Source organism: Paracoccus sp. L-17 (assembly GCF_056857655.1).
Map to the genome: position 1 here is coordinate 133,390 of NZ_JBSXNM010000045.1, position 23,414 is coordinate 156,803.

24 protein-coding genes are annotated in these 23,414 nt (G+C 66.5%); 17 read left to right on the forward strand and 7 right to left on the reverse strand.

Translation table 11 applies throughout. From position 1 onward, the window contains the following. Positions 1 to 134: 134 nt before the first annotated feature. Positions 135 to 371, reverse strand: coding sequence for a DUF1289 domain-containing protein (locus tag AC13CR_RS16500; RefSeq protein WP_293015474.1), 237 nt, complete (start codon positions 369 to 371; stop codon positions 135 to 137). Positions 372 to 436: 65 nt separating this feature from the next. Beyond that, the gene (gene mntR / locus AC13CR_RS16505) at positions 437 to 943 is read right to left on the reverse strand and encodes a manganese-binding transcriptional regulator MntR (protein WP_292954430.1); all 507 of its coding nucleotides are present in this window, start codon (positions 941 to 943) and stop codon (positions 437 to 439) included. Positions 944 to 1,132: 189 nt separating this feature from the next. Between mntR and AC13CR_RS16510 the strand changes: the two genes are divergently transcribed. Continuing rightward, positions 1,133 to 2,389: an Nramp family divalent metal transporter gene (locus AC13CR_RS16510; RefSeq protein WP_292979008.1), complete on the forward strand. Its 1,257-nt coding sequence runs from the start codon at positions 1,133 to 1,135 to the stop codon at positions 2,387 to 2,389. 133 nt (positions 2,390 to 2,522) lie between these two features. Here the strand turns inward: AC13CR_RS16510 and ruvX are convergent, their stop codons facing one another. Together ruvX and ccmI are read right to left on the reverse strand one after the other, a co-directional pair. Beyond that, on the reverse strand, positions 2,523 to 2,990 hold the full coding sequence (gene ruvX, locus AC13CR_RS16515) for a Holliday junction resolvase RuvX (RefSeq protein WP_292954424.1): 468 nt from the start codon (positions 2,988 to 2,990) through the stop codon (positions 2,523 to 2,525). After that, positions 2,987 to 4,213: a c-type cytochrome biogenesis protein CcmI gene (gene ccmI / locus AC13CR_RS16520; protein ID WP_292954421.1), complete on the reverse strand. Its 1,227-nt coding sequence runs from the start codon at positions 4,211 to 4,213 to the stop codon at positions 2,987 to 2,989. The genes ruvX and ccmI overlap by 4 nt, the downstream gene beginning before the upstream one ends. A 212-nt stretch (positions 4,214 to 4,425) precedes the next feature. Between ccmI and AC13CR_RS16525 the strand changes: the two genes are divergently transcribed. The 11 genes from AC13CR_RS16525 to der all read left to right on the forward strand — a co-directional run bounded on the left by AC13CR_RS16525 (position 4,426) and on the right by der (position 15,759). After that, positions 4,426 to 5,682: a sarcosine oxidase subunit beta family protein gene (locus AC13CR_RS16525; protein ID WP_292954418.1), complete on the forward strand. Its 1,257-nt coding sequence runs from the start codon at positions 4,426 to 4,428 to the stop codon at positions 5,680 to 5,682. Positions 5,683 to 5,772: 90 nt separating this feature from the next. Further along, positions 5,773 to 6,048 (forward strand): hypothetical protein, encoded by a 276-nt coding sequence (locus AC13CR_RS16530; protein WP_292954415.1) that lies wholly within the window; start codon positions 5,773 to 5,775, stop codon positions 6,046 to 6,048. A gap of 87 nt (positions 6,049 to 6,135) precedes the next feature. Beyond that, positions 6,136 to 6,471, forward strand: coding sequence for a hypothetical protein (locus tag AC13CR_RS16535; RefSeq protein ID WP_446232155.1), 336 nt, complete (start codon positions 6,136 to 6,138; stop codon positions 6,469 to 6,471). Further along, positions 6,472 to 6,807 carry a sarcosine oxidase subunit delta gene (locus tag AC13CR_RS16540; RefSeq protein ID WP_292954409.1) on the forward strand — a complete coding sequence of 112 codons (336 nt, stop codon included), beginning with the start codon at positions 6,472 to 6,474 and terminating at the stop codon, positions 6,805 to 6,807. Next, positions 6,804 to 9,731: a sarcosine oxidase subunit alpha family protein gene (locus tag AC13CR_RS16545; protein ID WP_292954406.1), complete on the forward strand. Its 2,928-nt coding sequence runs from the start codon at positions 6,804 to 6,806 to the stop codon at positions 9,729 to 9,731. Before AC13CR_RS16540 ends, AC13CR_RS16545 begins: the two co-directional genes overlap by 4 nt. After that, the gene (locus AC13CR_RS16550) at positions 9,724 to 10,242 is read left to right on the forward strand and encodes a sarcosine oxidase subunit gamma (protein ID WP_482900702.1); all 519 of its coding nucleotides are present in this window, start codon (positions 9,724 to 9,726) and stop codon (positions 10,240 to 10,242) included. Before AC13CR_RS16545 ends, AC13CR_RS16550 begins: the two co-directional genes overlap by 8 nt. Before the next feature lie 152 nt (positions 10,243 to 10,394). Continuing rightward, the gene (locus tag AC13CR_RS16555) at positions 10,395 to 10,994 is read left to right on the forward strand and encodes a superoxide dismutase (RefSeq protein WP_292954400.1); all 600 of its coding nucleotides are present in this window, start codon (positions 10,395 to 10,397) and stop codon (positions 10,992 to 10,994) included. Positions 10,995 to 11,080: 86 nt separating this feature from the next. Further along, positions 11,081 to 12,091 carry a metallophosphoesterase gene (locus AC13CR_RS16560; RefSeq protein WP_292954397.1) on the forward strand — a complete coding sequence of 337 codons (1,011 nt, stop codon included), beginning with the start codon at positions 11,081 to 11,083 and terminating at the stop codon, positions 12,089 to 12,091. 123 nt (positions 12,092 to 12,214) lie between these two features. Continuing rightward, positions 12,215 to 12,916: a tetratricopeptide repeat protein gene (locus AC13CR_RS16565; protein ID WP_292954394.1), complete on the forward strand. Its 702-nt coding sequence runs from the start codon at positions 12,215 to 12,217 to the stop codon at positions 12,914 to 12,916. Positions 12,917 to 12,955: 39 nt separating this feature from the next. Beyond that, positions 12,956 to 14,278: an outer membrane protein assembly factor BamB family protein gene (locus AC13CR_RS16570; RefSeq protein WP_292954391.1), complete on the forward strand. Its 1,323-nt coding sequence runs from the start codon at positions 12,956 to 12,958 to the stop codon at positions 14,276 to 14,278. Next, positions 14,275 to 15,759, forward strand: coding sequence for a ribosome biogenesis GTPase Der (gene der, locus AC13CR_RS16575; RefSeq protein WP_293014555.1), 1,485 nt, complete (start codon positions 14,275 to 14,277; stop codon positions 15,757 to 15,759). Before AC13CR_RS16570 ends, der begins: the two co-directional genes overlap by 4 nt. A 2-nt stretch (positions 15,760 to 15,761) precedes the next feature. Here der and AC13CR_RS16580 read toward each other — a convergent pair whose 3' ends face one another. Further along, positions 15,762 to 16,535: a hypothetical protein gene (locus AC13CR_RS16580; RefSeq protein ID WP_292954385.1), complete on the reverse strand. Its 774-nt coding sequence runs from the start codon at positions 16,533 to 16,535 to the stop codon at positions 15,762 to 15,764. A gap of 83 nt (positions 16,536 to 16,618) precedes the next feature. After that, entirely contained in the window at positions 16,619 to 17,911 is a 1,293-nt protein-coding gene (gene serS, locus AC13CR_RS16585; RefSeq protein ID WP_292954382.1) for a serine--tRNA ligase, read from the reverse strand. A gap of 217 nt (positions 17,912 to 18,128) precedes the next feature. On the opposite strand from serS, the gene meaB reads away from it, so the two are divergent. The 3 genes from meaB (at position 18,129) to rpmB (ending at position 20,825) form a co-directional block, all read left to right on the forward strand. Beyond that, the gene (gene meaB / locus AC13CR_RS16590; RefSeq protein ID WP_292954379.1) at positions 18,129 to 19,103 is read left to right on the forward strand and encodes a methylmalonyl Co-A mutase-associated GTPase MeaB; all 975 of its coding nucleotides are present in this window, start codon (positions 18,129 to 18,131) and stop codon (positions 19,101 to 19,103) included. Between the two features lie 67 nt (positions 19,104 to 19,170). Next, on the forward strand, positions 19,171 to 20,217 hold the full coding sequence (locus tag AC13CR_RS16595; RefSeq protein ID WP_292954376.1) for a bifunctional transcriptional activator/DNA repair enzyme AdaA: 1,047 nt from the start codon (positions 19,171 to 19,173) through the stop codon (positions 20,215 to 20,217). Positions 20,218 to 20,525: 308 nt separating this feature from the next. Further along, positions 20,526 to 20,825, forward strand: coding sequence for a 50S ribosomal protein L28 (gene rpmB, locus AC13CR_RS16600; RefSeq protein ID WP_292954373.1), 300 nt, complete (start codon positions 20,526 to 20,528; stop codon positions 20,823 to 20,825). A gap of 131 nt (positions 20,826 to 20,956) precedes the next feature. Here the strand turns inward: rpmB and AC13CR_RS16605 are convergent, their stop codons facing one another. Continuing rightward, positions 20,957 to 21,643, reverse strand: a complete 687-nt coding sequence (locus tag AC13CR_RS16605; protein WP_292954370.1) for an arylesterase — start codon at positions 21,641 to 21,643, stop codon at positions 20,957 to 20,959. 141 nt (positions 21,644 to 21,784) lie between these two features. On the opposite strand from AC13CR_RS16605, the gene AC13CR_RS16610 reads away from it, so the two are divergent. Together AC13CR_RS16610 and mnmH are read left to right on the forward strand one after the other, a co-directional pair. Next, positions 21,785 to 22,348 carry a L,D-transpeptidase gene (locus AC13CR_RS16610; RefSeq protein WP_292954580.1) on the forward strand — a complete coding sequence of 188 codons (564 nt, stop codon included), beginning with the start codon at positions 21,785 to 21,787 and terminating at the stop codon, positions 22,346 to 22,348. Position 22,349: 1 nt separating this feature from the next. Beyond that, positions 22,350 to 23,402, forward strand: a complete 1,053-nt coding sequence (gene mnmH, locus AC13CR_RS16615) for a tRNA 2-selenouridine(34) synthase MnmH (protein ID WP_414692151.1) — start codon at positions 22,350 to 22,352, stop codon at positions 23,400 to 23,402. The last annotated feature ends 12 nt before the right edge of the window (positions 23,403 to 23,414 follow it).

A 23,414-nucleotide genomic window follows, 5' to 3' on the forward strand; every position in this document is an offset into this window, starting at 1 on the left:
TTCCCATGCGAATTCTTTCGGCCCCGCTTCCTGCGCTGTGCCAGGCCGCGCCCGGCCCGGCTGGGCTCGGAATGGCGGGGCAAGGGACATATCGGGCAAGGCGCTGTTCTGGTCGTTCCGGGACGACCGAGCCGCTACCCGTCGCGCCGGCCATTCCGGCCGCCACGGCGTCTTTTCAGCAGCGGTTTGCGGGCCGGCAGTTCGGCGATGACCGCGCGCCGCGTCTCGGCGGGCATCGAGGCCCAGTCGGCGATCTCGTCCAGCGTGCGGTAGCAGCCCACGCAGATACCCTCGTGCGGGTGTATCACGCAGATGTTGATGCACGGACTTTGCGGTTCGGTGCGGGTCCATATGGGCGGGGCGTCGGTCATGGCGGCACGCTAGGCGCGGGTCCGCAGCCGGGCAAGCCGGGAAGCGACGCTTTCGTGACGCAATGTCACCTCGGGTCACGGACCGGGCCATGCCCGGCCGGGTCGCGCCCGATCGGGTCTTCGGCACGCGCCTGGTCCGAGGTCGATCCCTGTGCTTTCAGGAACGCCTCGAAGGCCGACAGGGTCCGGCGCGAGACATGGTGCTCGATCCCTTCCGCGTCGATCTCGGCGACATCTTCGGGAACGCCGACGGCGATGAGCAGTTCGGCCACCGTGCGGTGACGGGCGCGGACGCGATCGGCAAGATCGGCCCCGTCGTCGGTGAGAAAAACCCCGCGATAGGGGCGCGCCGTCGCCAGACCCTCGCGCTTCAGCCGCGAAATCGCCTTTGTTGCGGTCGGCTGGGCGACCCCCATCCGTTCGGCAATATCGGCCACCCGCGCTTCGCCCAGTTCCGCGATCAGATCCCCGATCAGTTCGGCGTAATCTTCCAGCAGGGCGCGCGACTGCTTTTCCCGCGCCCTCGCAAAGCGGTCGGCCTGCTTTTTTGCCGGCGTCGTTCTGTCGGTCATGGGCAGGCTCTTTCGAAAGCGTGAAGAGGATTTATAGCCAAAGCTATTCGGTTTTACCAACCGATAATCGGCGTGATCGCGGCAGCCGGACGGCACCCCCTTGCGCCGGGCATAGCAATGGCTATATTCCATTGATCACGCAATCATTGTTAGTCCATGCAAAAACTGACCTACCGAACCCGACGTGGAATGACAGATGTCCTGACCGGCCACCGCAAGGATTGGCGCGGCCGTCTTCTGTTCGCGGGGCCGGCGGTGATCGCCTCGGTCGCCTACATGGATCCGGGCAATTACGCGACGAACATCCAGGCGGGCGCGGGCTATGGCTATCAGTTGCTATGGGTCGTGCTGCTGGCGAACCTGATCGCCATGCTGTTTCAGGCGATGTCGGCCCGACTGGGGATTGTCACCGGCAAGAACCTGGCGGAACTGTCCCGCGACAACTTTCGAAAGCCCGTGGTATGGGTCATGTGGGTGGTCAGCGAAATCGCCGCCATGGCCACCGACCTGGCGGAATTCCTGGGCGGGGCGATCGGGTTGGCGCTGCTGTTCGATCTGCCGCTGATCGTCGGCATGGCGATCACCGCCATCATCACCTATGCCATCCTGATCTTTGAACGTCAGGGATTTCGCCCGATGGAGCTGATCATCGGCGCGCTGGTCATTGTGATTGGCCTTTCCTATCTCGCCGAAACGCTGATCGCGCCCATCGACTGGAAATCCGCCGGGATCGGCATGTTTCAGCCGGCCCTGCCGGACGGCAATGCCCTGATCATCGCGGTCGGCATCATCGGTGCCACCGTGATGCCCCATGCCATCTACCTGCATTCCGGTCTGACCCAGAACCGCATTGAAATCCGCGACGAAAGGGACCGCCGCCGGGTGCTGAAATTCTCGAACATCGAGGTCGTGGTCGCGCTTGCGATCGCCGGCATGGTCAACATGGCGATGGTGATGATGGCGGCAAGCGCCTTTCACATGGGCTACCCCGAGGTGGCCGAGATCGAGACCGCCTATTACACGCTGACGCCGCTGCTTGGCGCCGCGGCCGCCGGCATCTTTCTTGCCTCGCTGATCGCCTCGGGCATTTCAAGCTCGGTCGTCGGCACGATGGCCGGGCAGATGATCATGCAGGGTTTCCTGAGGTTTCGCGTCCCGATCTGGCTGCGAAGACTGGTCACGATGCTTCCCGCCTTCGTCGTTGTCGCGATGGGCGTGAACGTGACGCAGGCGCTTTTCCTCAGCCAGGTGGTGCTTTCCATCGCCTTGCCCGTCCCCATGATCGCGCTTCTGATCTTTTCCATGCGCAAGGACATCATGGGCGAATTCGCGGTGGGAAAGCTGCTGGGTTCGCTGGCCGCCATGGCGGCGATCATTGTGCTGGGGCTGAATTTCGTGCTGCTGGGCGATGCCTTCGGGATACCGGTGCCGTTCCTGGACGGTTGATTGCGGTCCCGAGGCCGGCAGCGGGGCCGTGAGGAGCCGCCCACCGCACGTCGTTGCGGAATCCGGCTGAGCTGAAATCCGCGGCCGACCCCGACCGGATTCGCCGGGCGCCCGGATGCGGCTGCCAGCGACGTCAGGGCAGATTGCGCAGCCGGTCCAGGGCGCCCTGCAAAATATAGGCCGCCGCCACCTGGTCGATGACCTCTGCGCGCCGCTTGCGCGAGGTATCGGCCTCAAGCAGCGCCCGTTCGGCAGCGACGGTCGAAAGGCGTTCGTCCCAGAAGCCGATAGGCAGGTCCGTCAGGCGCGACAGGTTGCGGGCGAAGGCGCGGGTGGATTGGGCGCGGGGACCCTCGCTGCCATCCATGTTGCGCGGCAGGCCAAGGACCAGGCCGGCAAGGCCGCGCTCGGCTGCGGCTGACAGCAGCGCGGCCGCGTCCAGCGTGAATTTCCGGCGGCGGATTACCGTCAGCGGAGAGGCCACCTGCCGCAAGCCGTCGCTGACCGCCACGCCGATGGTCTTGGTGCCAAGATCAAGCCCGGCCAGTGCGCCGGTGCGGGGCAGGGTCGCGGCAAAATCCGCGATATCCTCGTGGATCACTCGGTCAGCCCCGAGGATTGCGCCGCCGCGCGTACCGTCGCCAGCGCCTGAGGCGCCGAGGCGAAACGCTGCTGCGCCTCGTCCCAGATGGCGCGCGCCCGATCGGCATTGCCCAGCACCGTCAGGGACGTGATCAGCCGGGCCCATTCCTCGGGCGAACCGCCCTGTTCGGCCAGCCGCGCCTCGAGCTGCGAGACCATGCCGCCGATCATCTCGCGGCGTTGCTCGGGCGTCATGTTCTCGGCTGCGGCCATCGCCTCGGCGTCGGGACCGGGCAAAGCCGGGGCCGTCGCCGAGGGCGGCGTATAGTCCGGCTGACCCGCCAGCCATGCAAGATCGGCGATGGATTGGCTGATCGGCGGAATCCAGGGCGCATCGGGCGGTCCTTCCTCAAGAAGCTGGCGCCACAGCGGAAAGGCACGGTCGGGACGGCCATTCTGAAGTTGCAGGATGCCCAGCATATAGCGCGCCTGCGGCTGCGTCGGGTCAGTCTGCAGCGACCGGGCCAGAACCGCCTCGGCCTCGGGCGTGATCAGGCCACCTGCGGCTTCGGTCATCAGCGCCGACAGACGCATCAGTTGTTCCGCGCTGGCGCGGTCGCCCAGAACCTCGATCAGCCGCTGCTGGGCCTCGCGTGCGGCCCGGACATTGCCCAGCCGCGCCTCGTGCGTGGCCAGAAGCGAAAGGCCCTCGGGATCCTGCGGATTTTTGGCAACCGCCTCGCGCAGCTTCTGAACCAGATTCTCGTATTCGGCATCGACGGTCGGCGCCTGGGCCGCGGGTGCCTGGGCTTCGGCCTGTTCCTGGCTGGGCCGGCTTTCATAGGCCTGCTGGGCCAGCGCAAGGCGCCGCGCAAGCGGCAGATCGGCCACGCCGGGCGCGCCTTCGCGCAGATACACTGCCATGCCGCCGCCAAGGGCCACCAACAGGATCACCCCGGCCCAGAGTGCGGTGCCGCCGCGGGCGGGGGCAGGGGCATCGGCCATGCGGCGGTCGGCATCCAGCACCTTGCGGCCGATCTCGGTGTGCAGGCGCTGCGCATCCTCGGGGGCGATCACGCCGCGTTCCAGATCGCGATCCACCTCGCGAAGCTGATCGCGATAGACGCGCAGGTCATAGGTCGCGGACGATTCTGCCCGGGCACCGTCGCGGGCGCGCCAGATCGGCAAGAAGATCGCAACCGCGACCAGCAAGGTCAGTGCGGCGGAGAATATCCAGAACATCGCGTGCCCCCCAAAATCGCCTTTCTTCCTAAAGTTCTTTGCGGCCGAGCGGAAGTGTCGCAAGGTCGCAGTCATTCACGTCCGCGCCAGAGCCCGCCTGCCCGCTGCGCCAGGCGACCGCATGTCGCATTTGGCGCCGATCTGCCGCATCCACTCTTGAGGCCGGCGCGGCCAGTCGCCATGCTGCGCGCAACGTCTGTCAGGGGGTGGGCATGTCTCAATCGCGCCGCTATTCGGTCTTTGCCATCGCCCGCGAGGCGTTTCGCGAACATCGCGGCTGGTCCAGGGCATGGGCCAGCCCCGAGCCGCGCCAAAGATACAAGGTGGTGATCGTGGGCGCGGGCGGGCACGGATTGGCCACGGCCTATTACCTCGGCCGGAACTTCGGCATCACCGATATCGCGATCATCGAAAAGGGCTGGCTGGGCGGTGGCAATACCGGTCGCAACACGACCATCATCCGCAGCAATTATCTGCAGGATCCCTCGGCTGCCATCTATGACAAATCGTTGAAACTGTACGAGACCCTTTCGCAGGATCTGAACTACAACGTCATGTTCAGCCCGCGCGGCCTGATCATGCTGGCGCAGACCGAACACGAGGTGCGCGGCTACAAGCGCACCGTCCATGCCAACAACCTGCAAGGCGTCAGCACCGAATGGATCGAACCCGCACGGCTGAAGGAACTGGTGCCGATCATCAATCTGGACGGGCCGCGCTATCCGGTTCTGGGCGGTCTGTATCAGGCGCGCGGCGGCACCGCGCGCCATGATGCGGTGGCCTGGGGCTATGCCCGGGCCTGTTCGGACATGGGGATGCACGTCATCCAGAACTGCGAGGTCACGGGGATTGAAACCGATGGCGGCGCGGTGCAGGCCGTCAATACCAGCAAGGGCCGCATCGGTTGCGAGAAGCTGGCCCTGGTCGTGGCGGGTCATTCCAGCCAGCTTGCCGGGATGGCCGGTTTCCGCCTGCCGATCGAAAGCGTCGCCCTGCAAGCCCTGGTCAGCGAACCGATCAAGCCTTGCATGGATGTGGTCGTCATGGCCAACACCGTGCACGGCTACATGTCGCAATCCGACAAGGGCGAGATGGTGATCGGAGGCGGCACCGACGGTTTCAACAATTTCACGCAGCGCGGCTCCTGGCATCACGTCGAGGAAACCGTCCGCGCCCTGGTCGAGACATTTCCGATGATCTCGCGTCTCAAGATGTTGCGGCAATGGGGCGGAATCGTTGACATGACCGGCGACCGCTCGCCCATCCTGTCGACGACGCCGGTGGACGGAATCTTCGTCAATTGCGGTTGGGGCACCGGTGGTTTCAAGGCGATTCCCGGATCCGGCTGGGCCATGGCCGAACTGGTGGCGCGGGGCCGTCCCGGTCCGTTGGCCGCGGGGTTCGGGCTGAACCGTTTCCGCGAAGGGCGTTTTGTCGACGAATCGGTCGCGGCCGGCGTGGCCCACTAGCATGAACCCGCTTATGTTGATTTTACCCGGAACCAGTCATGCGGGCCATGAATTGCCTCTCCATACGGTTGAAATCCGAAAGGAAAGATCATGGCTGAAGGCAACAACAACAATAACAACCTCTATTTCATTGTCGGCGGCATCGTCGTCGTGGTGGCACTCCTGTTTTTCTTCATGTCCGGAGGCGACGTGGAAAGCCCTGCGGCAGACGCGACTATGCCCGCGGCAGAGACCACCACTGCCCCGGCCACGGCCGACACAACCACCACCACCGACACGGCACCTGCTCCTGCGGATACCGCTCCTGCGGACACCGCTCCGGCCGACACGGCCCCTGCCGGGGAACCTGCACCCGCGTCGAACTGAGCCGAATCCGGCGCGGTCCGTCGCGCGAAACAAGATCGGGTCCGGGGGCGCGCAGTCCCCGGCCCCTGCACGCCGAGAACCGCCCCGATGACGCGCGATCCGGGGCTTGAAGCGCAGCTTCTGGATGATCCGGGCCATCCTGACGGGGTGACCGGCCACGCGATGTCCGGCGGTTATTGTCACATGATCAACGGTCATATGCTCTGCGCTGCGCGTCAGGGGCGCGCAATGTTTCGGGTGGGCAGGACCGCCGAGCCCGCAGCATTGTCTTTGCCGGGAACCGGGCGAATGGTCCAGCGGCACCGTGAGATGCCGGGATATGTCTGGCTGTCCGGCCCGCCGCTTTCCGACGACACGATTCGCATCCGCCTGGCGCGGATGGCCCTGTCCCATGTCATGACCCTGCCGCCCAAGGACATCTGAATGCTGATCCTGACTTGCCCCTATTGCGGAATTCCCGCCGAGGAAACCGAGCTTGCCCCCGGCGGCGAGGCACATCTGACGCGCATAGGCCCCAACGGTGCCGATACCGAATTCGAGGCCTACATGTTTGCCAGGAAGAACCCGAGAGGCGTCCATTTCGAACGCTGGCGGCACGCCTATGGCTGCGGCAAATGGTTTCTTGCGGCCCGCGATACAGCAACCTTGCAGGTCTATGGCACATACGAGGCGCAGAACACCCGACCCCCGGCGCGTATCGTCAAGGCGATTCGCGCCGCTCGTCCCGATTGGCAATCTGACTGGACCGACGCCGAATGACGCACACGCCCCCCTTCCGTCTGCCCGGCGGCGGCCGCCTGATCGACCGCGCCTATCAGGTTCCGTTCCGCTTCGACGATCGCCAGTTGCGCGGGCTTCAGGGCGATACGCTGGCCTCGGCGCTGCTGGCCAATGGCCAGATGCTGATGGGCCGGTCCTTCAAGTATCACCGCCCCCGCGGGCCGCTCGCTTCGGGCGCCGAGGAACCCAACGCCCTGTTCGGTCTGGGCGAGGGTGGCCGGTTCGAGCCCAACCAGCGCGCCACCACCACCGCCCTTCTGCCGGGCATGACGCTGCGCAGCCAGAATTGCTGGCCATCGCTGGATGCCGATATCGGTGCGGTGAACACGTGGCTTGCGCCGCTGTTGCCGGCCGGCTTCTATTACAAGACCTTCATCCATCCGCGGCCCTTCTGGAAGCATGTGTTCGAACCCATCATCCGCCGCAGCGCCGGGCTGGGTCGCGCGCCGACGGATGCCGATCCCGACCGCTACGAACAGGCCTACGGACATGTCGATACGGTCGTTGTCGGCGGCGGCATCGCCGGTCTGCGGGCGGCGCTGGACGCCGCGCAGGCCGGTGGCAGCGTTGTGGTTCTGGAACAGGGCGCAATCTGGGGCGGTCGGACGCCCGTCGATCACAAGGGCGGGCAGAAGGCGGTGGACATGCTGCTGGACCGGTTGCGGGGGATGAAGAACGTCACCCTGCGCCGCAATACGATGGCGACCGGACTTTACGATCACGGCTATCTTCTGGCGCGCGAGGCGCTGGCCGACCACGACATCGAGGCAGCCATCCCGCGTCAGCGGTTGTGGCGCATCCGGGCTGGACGGGTCATCACCGCGACCGGCGCGCTGGAACGGCCGCTGGCCTTTGCCTGCAATGATCTGCCTGGTGTCATGCTGGCATCGGCCGTTCGGGATTTCATCACCGATTACGGCGTCGCACCGGGCCAGAGGATCGTCGTGGTCACCAACAACGACGACGCCTATCGCACCGCCCTGACCGCCAGGGCGGCAGGTCTGGATGTCACGGTTCTGGATGCCCGCACCGGTGCCGATGGCGATCTGCCGCAGGCCGCGCGGGCGCAGGACATCAACGTCCTGACCGGCACCGCGATCGCCAGGGTCAGGGGCGGGCGGCATGTGGAAAGCGTGGTCCTGTGCGATCAGGCGGGTGACGGCACACCGATCGGGTCGCTCGATTGCGACGTGGTCGCGATGTCAGGCGGCTGGTCGCCGGTCGTCCACCTCTACAGCCATTGCGGCGGCAAGCTGATCTGGGACGAAGGCCAGGCCATGTTCCGCCCCGATCCCGACCGTCCGCCGCTGGGTGCCGACGGTCAGGGCAATGTCACCGCCACCGGCGCCGCAAACGGCGATCTGCGCTGTGCCGGCGATCCGGAGCGCGAGGAAAGCGCCACCCTTCCGGTCTGGTGCATGCCCCAGGAGGCGCCCTACAAGCTGCGATCGAAGATGTGGCTGGATTTCCAGAACGACGTGAAGGTCAGCGACGTCGAACTGGCCGCGCGCGAAGGCTATGCCAGTGTCGAACATACCAAGCGATACACCACGCTCGGGATGGCGACGGATCAGGGTAAAGTCAGTAATATCAATGGACTTGCCGTTCTTTCCAATGCGTTGCGACAACCCGTTCCGGCAACCGGAACGACAACCTTCCGCCCGCCCTACACGCCGCTGACGCTGGCCACGATCGCCGCCGAGGCGCGGGGCGAGGCGTTTCAGCCGCTGCGCAAGACGCCGATGCATGACTGGCACCAGCGTCACGGTGCCTCGTGGGAGCCCGTCGGCCACTGGCGCCGACCCTATTGCTATCCGCAGGTGGGCGAGGACCGCCACGCCGCCGTCAACCGCGAAATCAGGATGGTGCGCGGCGGGGTGGGCACTCTCGATGCCTCGACTCTCGGGAAAATCCTTGTGAAAGGGGCGGATGCGGGCCGCTTCCTCGACATGCTCTATACCAACATGATGTCCACGCTGCCGGTCGGAAAATGCCGCTATGGCCTGATGTGCAGCGAGAACGGATTTCTCATCGACGATGGCGTCGTCGCGCGGCTGACCGAAGATAGCTGGTTGTGCCACACCACCACCGGCGGGGCCGAACGGATCCATGGTCACATGGAGGACTGGCTGCAATGCGAATGGTGGGATTGGCAGGTCCATACCGTCAATCTCACCGAACAATTCGCCCAGATTGCCGTGGCCGGCCCCAGGGCGCGCGACCTGTTGCAGCGGCTGCCCGGCAGCATCGATCTGTCGCAGGACGCACTGGCCTTCATGCAATGGACCGAGGGCGATATTGCCGGCATTCCGGCGCGCATCTATCGCATCAGCTTTTCGGGCGAATTGTCCTATGAGATCGCCGTGCCGGCCGGGCGCGGGCTGGAATTGTGGACCAAGCTGCACGAGGCCGGCCGCGATCTGGGTATCACCCCCTATGGCACCGAGGCGATGCATGTGATGCGCGCGGAAAAAGGTTTCATCATGATCGGGGACGAGACCGACGGCACCGTGATCCCGCAGGACCTGGGTCTGGACTGGGCGATCTCGAAGAAGAAGTCCGACTATATCGGCAAGCGGGCGCAGGCTCGCAGCCACATGACCGACGGCGCGCGCTGGAAACTGGTCGGGCTGGAAAGCCTTGACGGCCGGGTCATCCCGGATGGCGCCCATGCGGTGGACGAAGGCAGGAACGCGAATGGCCAGCGCAAGATGCAGGGGCGTGTAACCTCCAGCTATCATTCGCCGACGCTGGACCGCCCGATCGCGATGGCGCTGGTGCGCCATGGCCCCTCGCGGATGGGGCAGGTGCTGGAATTTCCCATGCCCTCGGGCGAGGTGATGAAGGGCCGGATCGTCGAGCCGGTCTTTTACGACAAGGAAGGGAGCCGTCTGAATGGCTGAGCCGCTTGCGAATGTGGCCCGCGTGGACGGGCTGGGCATGATCGCCATCCGCGCGGATCTGGCGCGGTCGGGCGATGCCATCGCCGAGGCCGCGGGCCTTGCGATTCCCTTGACCACGCGCATCGTCACCGATGGCGACCGCGCCCTGGGATGGATGTCGCCCGACGAATTGCTGCTGGTCCTGCCCGGCGCGGATCTGGCCTCGGCCCTGACCGCGCTGAGGGATGCGTTGACCGGCGAACACGCGCTGGTCGTCGATCTGTCCTACGCGCGCGCGGTCTTCGACGTGACCGGGCCCCATGCCGGCGACGTGATCGCCAAGCTGAGCCCCGCCAACCTGGACGCGATGCCTGGCGACGGGCTGCGGCGGTCGCGGGCGGCCCAGGTGGCCGCCGCATTCTGGCGCATCGACGGCGGCTTTCGCGTCATCGGCTTTCGTTCGACCGCCGATTATCTTGGCCTGGTGCTGCGGAACGCGGCCATACCGGGAAGCGGGCTTGCGCCGCGCTGATCGGCTGTCGATCGGCGCCGGCTTTCCGCGACGATCGGGCGGGCATTTCTCAGCCTTTGCAGGAACCTGCCCGCACCCCTTGCGTTGATCCGGCGAATGCGGGACGGTGCGCCTCGACCTGCAAGCTCAACCCTTTCAGAAAGGAGAGGAAAATGGCTTTCACGCTTCCCGATCTTCCCTATTCCCACGACGCGCTGGCGGGCGCGGGCATGTCCAGAGAGACGCTGGAATACCACCACGACAAGCACCACAATGCCTATGTCGAAAAGCTGAACGAACTGATTGCCGGTTCCGAATGGGAGGGCAAGTCGCTTGAGGAGATCGTCAAGGGCACCTATCAGAAGGGTGCCGTGGCGCAGAACGGCATCTTCAACAATGCCAGCCAGCATTGGAATCACAGCCAGTTCTGGGAAATGATGGCGCCGTCGTCGTCGTCGATGCCTTCCGAGGTGGAAAAGGCGCTGACCGACAGCTTCGGCTCGGTCGATGAATTCAAGAAACAATTCGCGGCCAAGGGCGGCGGGCAATTCGGCTCGGGCTGGGCGTGGCTGGTCAAGAAATCTGACGGTTCGCTGGACGTCACGTCGACCGAGAACGGCGTCAACCCGCTGTGCTTCGGACAGACGGCGCTTCTGGGCTGCGATGTGTGGGAACACAGCTACTATATCGATTTCCGCAATGCGCGCCCGAAATATCTGTCGAACTTCCTCGACAATCTTGTGAACTGGGAAAACGTCGCTTCGCGCATGTAGCCGGCGGGACGATGATGATATAGGGAAAATCCCGCCGGAGATGATCCGGCGGGATTTTCTCTGTCGATTCGGACAAGGAGGAGAGGATGGTCAAACGGCGCCGCCTTCCGGACCGCCAGCGCCCGCTGGCTGTCGGATCTCTGGCTCTGGCCGGTCTGGCGGGCCTGGCGGCCTATGCCCTGTGGTACGAACCCGCCATGTGCCTGCGTCTTGTCCGGTGGCGGGTCGCATTGCCCGGCTGGCACGGCCGGCGGCCGTTCCGGCTGGTCATCATATCGGATCTTCACGCGGGCGCGCCGCATATCGGACTGCGCCGGGTCCGTCGGATCGTGCGCCGGGCCAACGCTTTGCAGCCGGATCTGGCGATCCTGCTGGGCGATTATGCCGCAGCCCATCCCTTTACCTGGAGCGGCACCGGCAAGCGCGACATCATCGAGAGGCTGCGGGATTTCACCTCTCCCAACGGTCTTTATGCGGTGCTGGGCAATCACGATTGGTGGCAGGATGCCGATGCCCAGGCACGCCGCGCCGGTCCGACCCAGGCGCATCGCGAACTGGCGCGGGTGGGGATACCCTGTCTGGAAAACCGCGCCGTGCGGATCGGACGGGGCGATGAAGCGTTCTGGCTGGCCGGTCTGGGCGATCAGCGCCCCTTCCAGGAGGGGCCGCAAAGCGATGGCATGGACGACCTGCCGGCGGCCTTGCGCGATGTGACCGACGACGCGCCCGTCGTCCTGCTGGCCCATGAACCGGATATCTTCGGATTGCTGGGCGCGGCGGACCGCCATGTCGCACTGACGATTTCGGGACATACCCATGGCGGTCAGGTCCGGATCATGGGCGGGGCGCCGCTGATCAATGCCTCGGACAACGAGACCTGGAGCTGGGGACGCTATGACGACGATGCCGGGCGCAGCCTGATCGTGTCCGGCGGCATCGGCTGTTCGGTCCTGCCGATGCGGCTGGGTGTGCCGCCCGAACTGACCGTGATCGATCTGGTGCCGCCGGACGAGGATGCCAGCCGCGAAAAGAGAGAGGCACGCAAACGCTACGAGGCCATGCGCCGCGCGGGGCAGCTGGTGCCGGAAGGCGGCTGATCGAACCTGTTCGACGCCGGTCCTTGCGGCTGGCGCGGCCCGGCGATCCGCCCGCCCGGCATTGGCATTCCCATCGCCGTCGTTATAAGACGGGCGGCAAGAACGACAGCGCGGAAGACGGCCATGGCCAACCAGAATGACAGTTTCATCGACGAAGTGACCGAGGAGTTGCGGCGCGACCGGCTGTTCCGGTTGTTCCGCCGCTGGGGCTGGGTTGCTGTCGTCCTGATCGTGGCGCTGGTGGCGGGCGTGACCTGGCGCGAATACGCGCAGTCGCGCGACCAGGCCGAGGCCCGCGCCTGGGGCGATGCGATCCTGTCGGCCGAGACTTCGGGCGATCCGGCGGCGATCATGAAGGTCGATCCCGACGGGTCGAAAAGCCGCAAGGCGCTGGCGGCGCTGCTGGCCGCGGGCGCCTGGGCCGAGAACGGTGGCAATGATGCCGCGGCCGAGGCCTTGCGCAATGCGGCAGGCGACAATGCGGGCGACAGCGTGCTGGGCGATCTGGCCGATCTGAAACTGGTCATGATGGCGGGGCAGGACATGGACCCCGCCATCCGCGACCAGATCCTGTCGCGGCTGTCGCGGGCAGGGGCGCCGTTCGAATTGCTGGCGCTGGAACAGAAGGCCGTGGCGCTGATCGAGGCCGGGCGCAACGACGACGCGATCACGCTGATCCGGCAAATCCAGGCCAAGAACGGGCTTAGCGAAGCCTTGCGCCGCCGGCTTTCGGAGATGATGATCGCCCTGGGCGTCGAGCCCCAGCCGGCCGAGACCATGCCGAACGAAGCCATGCCGACGGAAACCACGCCCAATGCGGGCTGATCGCCCGCGGCCGAGATGCGAAACGAGGGAGAGGCGAGGATGGATGCCACGCTGCGACTGACCATGGCCCTTGCTGCTGCGCTGAGCCTTGCCGCCTGCCAGCGCGAGATCATCCTGCCCGGCGAACGGCTGGACCCGCTTGCGGTGACCTCGCCCGACGGACCCGCTGTCCAGGGCCCGGCGCCCGTCACCTCGACCGCGCTGTCGCTGGCGCCGCCGCGTCTCAACTCCGAATGGACCCATCGTGGCGGCAACGCCGCCCACCAGCCGGGCCATGTCGCGCTTGGCGGCGGCACCAGCCGTGTCTGGACCGCCGATATCGGCGAGGGCAATGACCGCCGCCACCGGATCGCCGCCGATCCCATCGTGGGTGGTGGTCGCGTCTTCACGCTGGACAGCCGCGCCCGCGTCACCGCGACGGCGCTTTCGGGCGGCCGCGCATGGTCAACCGATGTGACACCGGCGCTGGAAAACCGCGACAGCGCCTCGGGCGGCGGGCTGGCCTATGAGGGCGGCCGCGTCTATGTCACCACCGGCTTCGGCGAACTGGTCGCGCTGGACGCGACCAGCGGTGCGGTGCTGTGGCGGCAGCGCGTCGGTGCGCCCATCGGCGGCGGCCCGGCGGTCGCGAACGGCGTCGTCTATGTGGCCGCGCGCGACAATGTCGGCTGGGCCGTCCGCGCCGCGGACGGCAAGGTCCTGTGGCAGACATCGGGGATCGTGTCCGAGGCAGGCGTCATGGGCGTCTCGGTGCCCGCGGTGCAGGGCGACACCGTCGTCTTTCCCTTCTCGTCGGGCCAGTTGACCGCCGCCGACACGCAGACCGGCGCGACCAGATGGAACGCGCAGATCGCCGGCACGCGCACCGGGCGCGCCATCGCCGTGATCCGCGACGTGACCGGCGATCCGGTGATTTCGGACGGCACGGTCTATGGCGGCACCTCGTCCGGACGGATCGACGCGGTCGATCTTGGTTCGGGCATTCAGGACTGGTCCGCGAAGGACGGCGCCAACAGCCCGGTCGCGGTCGCGGGCGGGTCGGTTTTCGCGGTCACCGACGAGGCCGATCTGGTTCGACTCGATGCCGCGACCGGCGGCGTCATCTGGCGCGTCGATCTGCCCTATTATACCGATTCCCGCGTGAAGAAGCAGGACCGCATCTATTCCCATTTCGGCCCGGTGCTTGCCGGGGGGCGGCTGTTCGTCGCCTCGTCGGACGGCGTCCTGCGCGCCTTCGACCCGGCCTCGGGCCGTCTGGTCGGACAGGGCGACATTCCGGGCGGAGCGGCTTCGGCCCCGGTCGTGGCGGGACAGACGCTGTATGTCGTCTCGCGCGCGGGACAGTTGCACGCCTTCCGATGAGCTTTACCCTCGCCATCGTCGGTCGGCCCAATGTCGGCAAATCAACCCTGTTCAACCGGCTGGTCGGCAAGCGCCTGGCGCTGGTCGACAACCAGCCCGGCGTGACCCGCGATCTGCGCGAAGGCGCCGGCCGCCTGGGCGATCTGCGGTTCGTCGTGATCGACAGCGCGGGGCTGGAAATGGCCGATGACGACAGCCTTCAAGGCCGGATGCGCCGTCTGACCGAGCGCGCCGTGGACGAGGCCGATATCTGCCTTTTCGTGGTCGATGCCCGCGTCGGTGTGACGGCCGCGGATGAATACTTCGCCGAAATCCTGCGCAAGCGCGCGCGCCATGTCATCGTGGCCGCCAACAAGGCCGAGGGGATGGCGGGCGAAGCCGGCGCACTCGAGGCCTGGTCGCTGGGTCTGGGCGAACCCTTGCGCATCTCGGCGGAACATGGCGAGGGGATGGATGATCTCTATCGGGTGCTGATGCCGCTGGCCGACCGGGTCGAGGCCGAGCGGCCCGAACCCGTCGCCGCGCTGACCGATGTGGACCTGTCCGAAGCCGATGCCGCAAGTGGTGAAGGCGCCGAAGAATGGCGCCCCTCCGATGCGCGTCCGCTGCAATTGGCGGTGATCGGGCGTCCCAATGCAGGCAAGTCCACGCTGATCAACAAGATCATTGGCGAGAATCGTCTGCTGACCGGCCCCGAAGCCGGGATTACCCGCGATTCGATCAGCGTGGCGACGACGTTCATGGGCACGCCCATGCGGATCTTCGACACCGCCGGGATGCGCAAGCGTGCCAGAATTACCGACAAGATCGAGAAGCTCTCGGTCGCCGACGGCTTGCGCGCGGTGCGGTTCGCCGAAGTGGTGGTCGTCCTGCTGGACGTGGCAATTCCCTTCGAGCAGCAGGATCTGCGCATTGCCGATTTCGCCGAAACCGAAGGCCGCGCCGTCGTCGTTGCCGCCAACAAATGGGATCTGGAAGACGACAAGCCCCACAAGCTGAACGAACTGCGCGCCAGTTTCGAACGTCTGCTGCCACAATTGAAGGGGGCACCGCTGGTCACCGTCTCGGCCAGGACCGGCAAGGGACTGGACCGGTTGCACGCGGCGGTCATCAAGGCACACGAGGTCTGGAACCGTCGCGTTTCCACCGCGAAGCTGAATCGCTGGCTGGAGGCGATGACCGAAAGCCATCCGCCCCCCGCGCCCGGTGGGCGGCGGATCAGGCTGCGCTACATGACCCAGGTGAAGACCCGCCCCCCCGCCTTCATCGTCAAGGCCACGCATACCGACAAGCTGCCCGACAGCTATCAGCGCTATCTGGTCAACGGCTTGCGCGTCGATTTCGACATGCCCGGCACGCCGATCCGGCTGTTCTTCCGAGATCAGGGCGGCGACAACCCCTATCGCGCAAAGGCCGGCAAGATCAGCCAGTCCGGCGCGCTTTCGAAACACAGGGTGCGGCAGAAACCCAAGGGCGGCTGATCCTAGCTGGCGGCCTCGATCAGCACCATCGCCATCGCCGAGACGCCCACGATCGCGGCCATGGCGATCATCGGGCTGGAACCCATGGTCGTGGTCGCCAGCGCAACGAAGGCCCAGATAAGCGCCGTCGGATAGGTGATTGACGGTCCGATCCTGCCCTGCGCCGCAAGGCCGATCAGCACGCCCGGCAAAATCGCCAGAACCGCGGCCTGGGCGATGGTCAGGCCGAGGCGTTCGGCCAGGATGGCGGCCAGGGCCGCGATGCCGGTCGCGGTGCTCCACCCCGCCAGAAAGCCGATCGCTGGCCGGTTCGAACGTCGCGCGCGCCTGGCCGCGATGACCGTGGCCAGCACCATGAACAGCGCGCCCAGCAGGACGGGCTCGTTCTGCCGGTCCACCATCCAGGGCCAGGCTGCGCCTGCAAGCAGCGCCAGCGACAGGGCCGGCCAGACGACATTCGGTCCCGCTGCGGCGGCGAAAGAATAATCCTCGGACGATTCGCGAAGCTGCGTGATCGCGTCCAGGGCGAGGCTGAGCCACAGAACGATCAGCAGCGCCCACATCAGCGGATTTTCGGGGCTCATGTACAATTGCGGCAACGCAAGCGTTTGGGCGGCGTCGCTTGCTGCCGGCACGCCCGGCAGTACCACCGCGCCGTCCGAGCCCTGAAACGCTGCCAGCAGCGGCGCGGGACGGGATTGCACCGCATAGGCGAAGCTGCTGCCGACGAATAGCAGCGTGGCGGAGCCGTGAATGATCTGGCCGAAGCGTTTCATGGCGGCAGAACGCGGCGGCGGGCGAATTTGTTTCGCTGCCGCCGCTTTGCCGCCCGGCACCGCCCTCGCGCCGGGAAGACCGCTCAGGCCAACGTGCCGTCGGCGCTCAGCCGGCTCGCCCCGCCCAGATAGGGATGAAGCGCGGCGGGCAGATCGACGGATCCATCGGGCTGCTGACCGTTTTCCAGCACGGCGATCAGTGTCCGGCCCACGGCCAGACCCGACCCATTCAGCGTGTGGACGAATTCCGGCTTCCCGCCGCCCTCCGGGCGATAGCGGGCATTCATCCGGCGCGCCTGGAAATCGCCGCAATAGCTGACGCTGCTGATTTCGCGATAGCGATCCTGGCCGGGCAGCCAGACCTCGATGTCGTGGGTAATGCGGGCACTGAAACCCATGTCTCCGGTGCACAGCACGATGGTCCGATAGGGCAGGTCCAGCGCCTCCAGCACCGATTCGGCACAGCGCGTCATGCGGGCATGTTCGGCCAGACCGCTGTCGGCATCGGTGATCGAGACCATCTCGACCTTCTCGAACTGGTGCTGGCGCAGCATCCCCGTGGTGTCGCGGCCTGCGCTGCCCGCCTCGGACCGGAAACACTGGCTGTGGGCGACCATGCGGCGCGGCAGGCTGGCCTGATCGACCAGATCGCCGTGGACAATGTTCGTCAGCGTCACCTCGGCCGTGGGAATCAGCCAATAGCCGTCGCGCGTCTGATAGCTGTCGTCGCCGAATTTGGGCAGTTGGCCGGTGCCGACCATCATGTCCTCCAGCACCAGGACCGGCGTCCAGGTCTCTTGCAGGGCGTTTCTGGTCACATGCAGATCCAGCATGAATTGGGCCAGCGCACGATGCAGGCGCGCCACCGCGCCCTTCAGCATCACGAAGCGGCTGCCCGACAACTTCGCCGCCGTCTCGAAATCCATGCCGGGCCGGACACCGGCGATCTCGAAATGCTCGACCGGGCCAAAGTCGAACCGGCGCGGCGTCCCGCGACGATGCAGTTCGACATTGTCATTTTCGTCGGCGCCATCGGGCACATTCTCCAGCGGCAGGTTCGGCACCCCCAGAAGCATGTCCCGCAGGCGCCCGTCCAGCGCCGCGGCCTCGGCCTGCATTCGTGCCACATCGGTCTTCTTTTCGGCCACCAGCGCGCGCAGGCGTTCGAATTCGGTCGTCTCGCCGCGGCTTTTGGCGGCGCCCACTTCCTTGCTGGCGCGGTTCTGTTCGGCCTGCGCTGTCTCGGCCTCGGCGATCTTGGCCCTGCGCTCGCCATCGAGGGCCAGGATGGCCTCGGTCACGCCTGACAGGCCGCGTCGTTGCAGCGCGGCTTCGAAACCGTCGGGATTGTCGCGAATGGCGCGAATGTCATGCATGGGACTCACCGTGGCAAAATGTCTGAGATTTGCCTAACCCAAGCCCGCGCCGGACAAAAGCCCGTCGCCTGATCCGGTCTTCGAATACCTCCCGCAGGCCACCGCCAGCCGCTGCATCATCCCATGCCCGGCGCGTTGCGCGCGCTTGGCATTTTGCCTTGGTGCAAATATCCACGGGGGTGCGGGGGCAGTCGGCCCCCGCCTGCCACGGTGCTGCATGGACGAACTTCTCGACGGATTGACAGGCGGAGACCGGCGCGCCTTGTCACGCGCGATCACCCTGATCGAATCGACGCGCGCGGATCATCGCGCGCAGGCTACGGATCTGATTGCGCGGCTGCCCGAACGAACGGCCTTGCGGATCGGACTGTCGGGCACGCCCGGCGTCGGAAAATCCACCTTCATCGAGGCTTTCGGCACGATGCTGACCGGACAGGGGATGAAGGTCGCGGTTCTCGCCGTCGATCCTTCTTCGGCGCGTTCGGGCGGCTCGATCCTTGGCGACAAGACCCGGATGGAACGTCTGTCACGCGACCCGAAAGCCTTCATCCGGCCCACGCCCGCCAGTCGCGAGCTGGGCGGCGTCGCGCGCCGCACGCGCGAGGCGATCCGGCTTTGCGAGGCCGCAGGTTACGATCTGGTCCTGATCGAGACGGTCGGCGTGGGCCAGTCCGAGACGATGGTGGCCGAGATGTCGGATCTGTTCGTGCTGCTGCTGGCGCCCGCCGGCGGCGACGAATTGCAGGGCGTCAAGCGCGGCATCATGGAGATGGCCGACCTGATCCTTGTCAACAAGGCGGATGGCGACCTGCTGGCCACGGCGCGACGCACCGTCGCCGACTACGCGGGCGCCCTGCGCCTGCTGCGCAAGCGACCGCAGGATCCCGAGGGTTTTCCCAAGGCGCTGCCCGTCTCGGCCGCGACGGGCGACGGGCTGGACGAAGCCTGGGCGCAAATCCGGCAACTTGCCGATTGGCGGCGCAAGAACGGGCATTTCGACCGGAACCGGGCGCAGCAGGCCCGTCACTGGTTCATGGCCGATGTGCGCGCCGGCCTTCTGGCGCGGTTGAATCAGCCCCGGTTGCGAAAGGAACTGGACAGGCTGGGCGAGGCGGTTGCCGCGGGCGATCTGCCGCCGGGTCTGGCGGCGGCGCGGATGCTGGATCGTCTGCACCGGGAGGACGGGAAATAGACGCCCGTTTTGGTGTCCCGAAGCCGCGCCGAATCGGCTAGAAGAAAGTAGGGGAAAGGATGTCGCCATGCTGGATCTGCCCGAAGCCGATACGCTCTATGCCGCGCTGATCGCGCGCGATGCGACCTTCGAGGGACGCGCCCTGGTCGGCGTTACCACGACCGGGATCTTCTGCCGGCTGACCTGCCCGGCGCGCAAGCCTCTGGCGCGCAATTGCCGCTGGTTCAGCCGGCCCGAGGACGCGATGGCGGCGGGTTTCCGTCCCTGCCGGCGCTGCCACCCCGCAGGTCTGAGCGCCGAGGGCGAACCGCTGGTCCGAGATCTGGTGGCGCGGCTTGGCGCCGATCCGGGACGGCGCTGGTCCGAGGGCGATCTGGTATCACTGGGGTTCGACCCCTCGACCGTGCGTCGGGCCTTCAAGCGGCATTTCGGGCAGAGTTTTCTGGCCATGGCCCGCGAGCGGCGGATCCTGGGCGGGATGCAGGCGTTGAAGGAGGGATCGCCGATGATCGAGGCACAGCTTGATGCCGGATTCGAATCGGCTTCCGGGTTCCGCAATGCCTTTGCCCGGCTTTTCGGCCATTCACCGCATCGCTGGCGCGGGCCTGCGGATCTGCGCGCCGATTGGATCGAGACGCCGCTGGGCGGCATGATCGCCATTGCCGACGACCGGTCCCTGCATCTGCTGGAATTCACCGATCGCAAGGCGCTGCGCCAGGGGCTGCGCCGCCTGTCGGCCCATGTCGGCGGTCGGATCGGTCTGGGCCGGAACGCCGTTATCGACCAGACCCAGGCCCAGCTTGCCGCCTATTTCGAGGGCCGCGATCCGCGCTTCTCGATACCCGTCCATCTGCACGGCACCGATTTCCAGCAGCAGGTCTGGCGCGGCTTGCAGAGAATACCGGCCGGCGAGACTCGCAGCTATGCGGCGCTGGCCGGGCAGATCGGTCGCCCTTCGGCCGTTCGCGCCGTGGCCCGTGCCAACGCGACCAACCGGCTGGCCCTGATCGTGCCCTGCCACCGCGTCATCGGTGCCGACGGCCGCATGACCGGCTATGCGGGCGGATTGTGGCGCAAGGAAAAGCTGATCCGGATCGAGGCCGCCTATGCCTGATTCAAGGCTTTTTCCGCGTCCCATCCCGGCCGGCGCGCCGCCGGTGCCGTTCGGTCTTCGGGATGCCGCAAGCGCCCGGTATTCCCGGTCCGATCGGTCAGCTGCGACATGCCTGCAAGGACGCAGACCCTTGACCGATCCGGACCGATCGCGTCGCGGCCGATGTCTCAGGGGGGTTGACGAAGGCGGGGCGTCGCTGTAATCACCCGCGAACGGAATTTCCGGGCGCTGCCTCGCGGCGCCCTTGTCAATTGGGCCGGACCCATCCGTCGGGAACGCCCGCCAAGCTGAGACGAAGGATCAACATCATGTCGCGCGTCTGCGAACTGACCGGCAAAGGCCCGATGACCGGCAACAATGTCAGCCACGCCAACAACAGAACCCGTCGCCGGTTCCTGCCGAACCTGAACGACGTCACGCTGACCTCGGAGAAGATGGGCCGCAGCTATTCTCTGCGGATCTCGGCCGCGGCCCTGCGCTCGGTCGATCATCGCGGCGGGCTGGACGAATTCCTGGCCCGCGCGAAGGATGGCGATCTGTCGGCCCGCGCGCTGAAGCTGAAGCGCGAGATTGCCAAGAAGGACGGCCCGGCGGAACTGCAGGCCTGAGCCCTGGCCATTGTGGCCCGATCGGCCCCGCTTCGGCGGGGCTTTTGACTGTGCGCCAGCTAATAGGGCGTCCTCACGCCTTCCGTAGTCCTCGCCTGTGATGCAGACGCGGATGCCCGCGGATCCTGGCGCTAGCCCGGGGCCTGTGCGGCGCGCGTCGCCGCCACCAGATCCTGCACCTTCGGTCCCAGGTGATCGACGATCAGCCTGATACCCTGTGACGACGGGTGGATGCCGTCGCGCTGCAACAGCGGCGCCCGGTCGTCGCGGGCGATCGCAGCCAGCGGTGCATAGAGATCGGGCAGCAACAGCGTGCCGTGACGGCGGGCGAGGCGCGGCCACAGCCCGGCCCAGGCCCGTCGCCATTCGCGCGCCCCGGCCGGGGCGCTGATGCCGATCAGAAGAACGGGACGGCCGCGCGCCGTGGCCTTCGAGAGGATCGCATCCAGATTGGCCTCGGCCCGCGCGGCGGTCCAGCCCAGAAGCATGTCATTGCCGCCCAACTCGACCATCACCGCATCGGCGCCACCGCGCAGCGCCCAGTTGATCCGCACCCGGCCGCCATAAGTCGTCTCGCCCGATAGCCCGGCATTGGTCAGCCGCGCGGGCGTTCCGCGCCGCGCCAGCCAGTCCGACAGCACGGGAACCAACCCCTCTTCGGGCGGCAGACCGAAGCCCGCGGTCAGGCTGTCCCCGAAGGCGAGGATGCTTGGACCGGCAGGCCGAGCCGACAGGCGCGCGGGCATTGCGACCGCGCCCGCAGCCGCCATGGCAAGGACGCGGCGGCGATCGGGGCGGGGGAGGTGGCGTGATGTCATGACAGCGGAATGTCGCCCGGCGGGCCGCGAATCAAGCCACGAATACGTCAGATGCGTGCAGATCAGTTGCAGGATGCCCCTCTTTTGCTGTATTCAGACAAGGAAAAGACCAACCCGAGCAGCCTGCAGGAAATGATCGCCATGAACCGCCGTCAGTTGATGTCGTTGGCCTTGCCGCTGATCGCCGCCCCGTCGCTGGGACTGGCGCAGGCTGTCACCGCGCCGGCTTCGACCCGCGACCCCTATGCGCCGACAGAAGTCGCCATCCGCAACGATTTCGAGGTCGGCAGCATCGTCGTCGTCAGTGACGACTTCTTTCTTTATCATGTGATCGCGCCGGGACGGGCGATCCGCTATGGCGTGGCCGTCGGCAAGGCCGAACTGGTCTGGAAGGGCCGTGCCCGTATCGGCCGCAAGGTCGAATGGCCCAGCTGGACGCCCACGCAGGACATGATCAAGCGCAATCCGGGTCAATATGCCAGATGGGCGGGCGGCATGCCGGGCGGGCCCACCAATCCGCTTGGGGCGCGCGCGCTGTATCTCTATAACGCGAAGGGTCAGGATACCGCGATCCGCATCCACGGCACGACCGAGCCGGGCTCGATCGGTCGCGCGGTCTCCAACGGATGTATCCGGATGCGCAACGAATCGGTGATGAGCCTGTTCGATCGGGTTCCGGTGGGAACACCCGTTTACGTCTACTGACTTGATACTGAAGCCCGCTTGCGTTGCCGATCCGGCTTTTGCCGGGTTTGACAACATCATCGATGTCCGCGCCCCCGCCGAATATGCCGAGGATCATCTGCCCGGCGCGATCAACCTGCCGGTTCTGGACGATGCCGAAAGGATCGAGGTCGGCACGATCTACAAGCAGGTATCACCCTTTGACGCGCGCAGGATGGGTGCGGCCCTGGTCGCCGCCAACGCCGCGAGGCATCTGGCGGGTCCGCTGTCCGATCGCGGCGGCGGCTGGCGGCCGCTGGTCTATTGCTGGCGCGGCGGGCAGCGTTCAGGCAGCTTTCAGACGATCCTGTCGCAGATCGGCTGGCGCGTGGCGCGCCTGGAAGGCGGCTACAAGGCGTGGCGCGGGCTGGTCGTGGATCGCGTGCAGAACGGGCCGGTCGCCGCGCCTGTCGTGGTTCTGGACGGCAATACCGGCAGCGCCAAGACGGCAATCCTGCACCGGCTGGCCATGCGCGGCGTTCAGGTGATCGATCTGGAAGGTCTGGCGCGCCACCGCGGCAGCCTGTTCGGGGCGATCGAGGGCGGTCAGCCCAGCCAGAAATGGTTCGAGAGCCGTCTGGCCATCGCGATCGAGGGGCTGGATCCCGGCCGCCCTGTGATGGTCGAGGCCGAAAGCAGCCGGATCGGACAGATCTCGGTCCCGAAGGCGATGTGGCAGGCGATCTGCGCGGCGCCCCGCATTAGGCTGGATGTCCCGGTCGCGGCGCGGGCAGCCTATTCGGCCCGCGACTATGCCGATGTGGTCGCCGATTCCGAACGGCTGGCGGCGATCATCGCGGCCTTGTCCCGGCAGCATCCGGCCGAACGCATCGCGACATGGCAGGCGCTGGCAGAGGCCGGTGCCTGGGTGGAACTGGCCGAGGGGCTGATGCGCGACCATTACGATCCGCGCTATCGGAAACACCGTTCGCGCTATGCGCAGCGCGAACGGGCGGTCGTTGCGCTGGATGATCTGCGCGACACGGATGCGGCGGCGGCGGCGGTCGAGGCTGCCCTGGCCGGTCTTCGCCTCTGAAAGAGCGTTTGG

Bases quoted from the DNA above. Each gene is read 5' to 3' on its own strand.
- AC13CR_RS16500 (WP_293015474.1), bottom strand. From the start codon at position 371: ATGACCGACGCCCCGCCCATATGGACCCGCACCGAACCGCAAAGTCCG.
- mntR (WP_292954430.1), bottom strand. From the start codon at position 943: ATGACCGACAGAACGACGCCGGCAAAAAAGCAGGCCGACCGCTTTGCG.
- AC13CR_RS16510 (WP_292979008.1), top strand. From the start codon at position 1,133: ATGACAGATGTCCTGACCGGCCACCGCAAGGATTGGCGCGGCCGTCTT.
- ccmI (WP_292954421.1), bottom strand. From the start codon at position 4,213: ATGTTCTGGATATTCTCCGCCGCACTGACCTTGCTGGTCGCGGTTGCG.
- AC13CR_RS16525 (WP_292954418.1), top strand. From the start codon at position 4,426: ATGTCTCAATCGCGCCGCTATTCGGTCTTTGCCATCGCCCGCGAGGCG.
- AC13CR_RS16530 (WP_292954415.1), top strand. From the start codon at position 5,773: ATGGCTGAAGGCAACAACAACAATAACAACCTCTATTTCATTGTCGGC.
- AC13CR_RS16535 (WP_446232155.1), top strand. From the start codon at position 6,136: ATGACGCGCGATCCGGGGCTTGAAGCGCAGCTTCTGGATGATCCGGGC.
- AC13CR_RS16540 (WP_292954409.1), top strand. From the start codon at position 6,472: ATGCTGATCCTGACTTGCCCCTATTGCGGAATTCCCGCCGAGGAAACC.
- AC13CR_RS16545 (WP_292954406.1), top strand. From the start codon at position 6,804: ATGACGCACACGCCCCCCTTCCGTCTGCCCGGCGGCGGCCGCCTGATC.
- AC13CR_RS16550 (WP_482900702.1), top strand. From the start codon at position 9,724: ATGGCTGAGCCGCTTGCGAATGTGGCCCGCGTGGACGGGCTGGGCATG.
- AC13CR_RS16555 (WP_292954400.1), top strand. From the start codon at position 10,395: ATGGCTTTCACGCTTCCCGATCTTCCCTATTCCCACGACGCGCTGGCG.
- AC13CR_RS16560 (WP_292954397.1), top strand. From the start codon at position 11,081: ATGGTCAAACGGCGCCGCCTTCCGGACCGCCAGCGCCCGCTGGCTGTC.
- AC13CR_RS16565 (WP_292954394.1), top strand. From the start codon at position 12,215: ATGGCCAACCAGAATGACAGTTTCATCGACGAAGTGACCGAGGAGTTG.
- AC13CR_RS16570 (WP_292954391.1), top strand. From the start codon at position 12,956: ATGGATGCCACGCTGCGACTGACCATGGCCCTTGCTGCTGCGCTGAGC.
- der (WP_293014555.1), top strand. From the start codon at position 14,275: ATGAGCTTTACCCTCGCCATCGTCGGTCGGCCCAATGTCGGCAAATCA.
- AC13CR_RS16580 (WP_292954385.1), bottom strand. From the start codon at position 16,535: ATGAAACGCTTCGGCCAGATCATTCACGGCTCCGCCACGCTGCTATTC.
- serS (WP_292954382.1), bottom strand. From the start codon at position 17,911: ATGCATGACATTCGCGCCATTCGCGACAATCCCGACGGTTTCGAAGCC.
- meaB (WP_292954379.1), top strand. From the start codon at position 18,129: ATGGACGAACTTCTCGACGGATTGACAGGCGGAGACCGGCGCGCCTTG.
- AC13CR_RS16595 (WP_292954376.1), top strand. From the start codon at position 19,171: ATGCTGGATCTGCCCGAAGCCGATACGCTCTATGCCGCGCTGATCGCG.
- rpmB (WP_292954373.1), top strand. From the start codon at position 20,526: ATGTCGCGCGTCTGCGAACTGACCGGCAAAGGCCCGATGACCGGCAAC.
- AC13CR_RS16605 (WP_292954370.1), bottom strand. From the start codon at position 21,643: ATGACATCACGCCACCTCCCCCGCCCCGATCGCCGCCGCGTCCTTGCC.
- AC13CR_RS16610 (WP_292954580.1), top strand. From the start codon at position 21,785: ATGAACCGCCGTCAGTTGATGTCGTTGGCCTTGCCGCTGATCGCCGCC.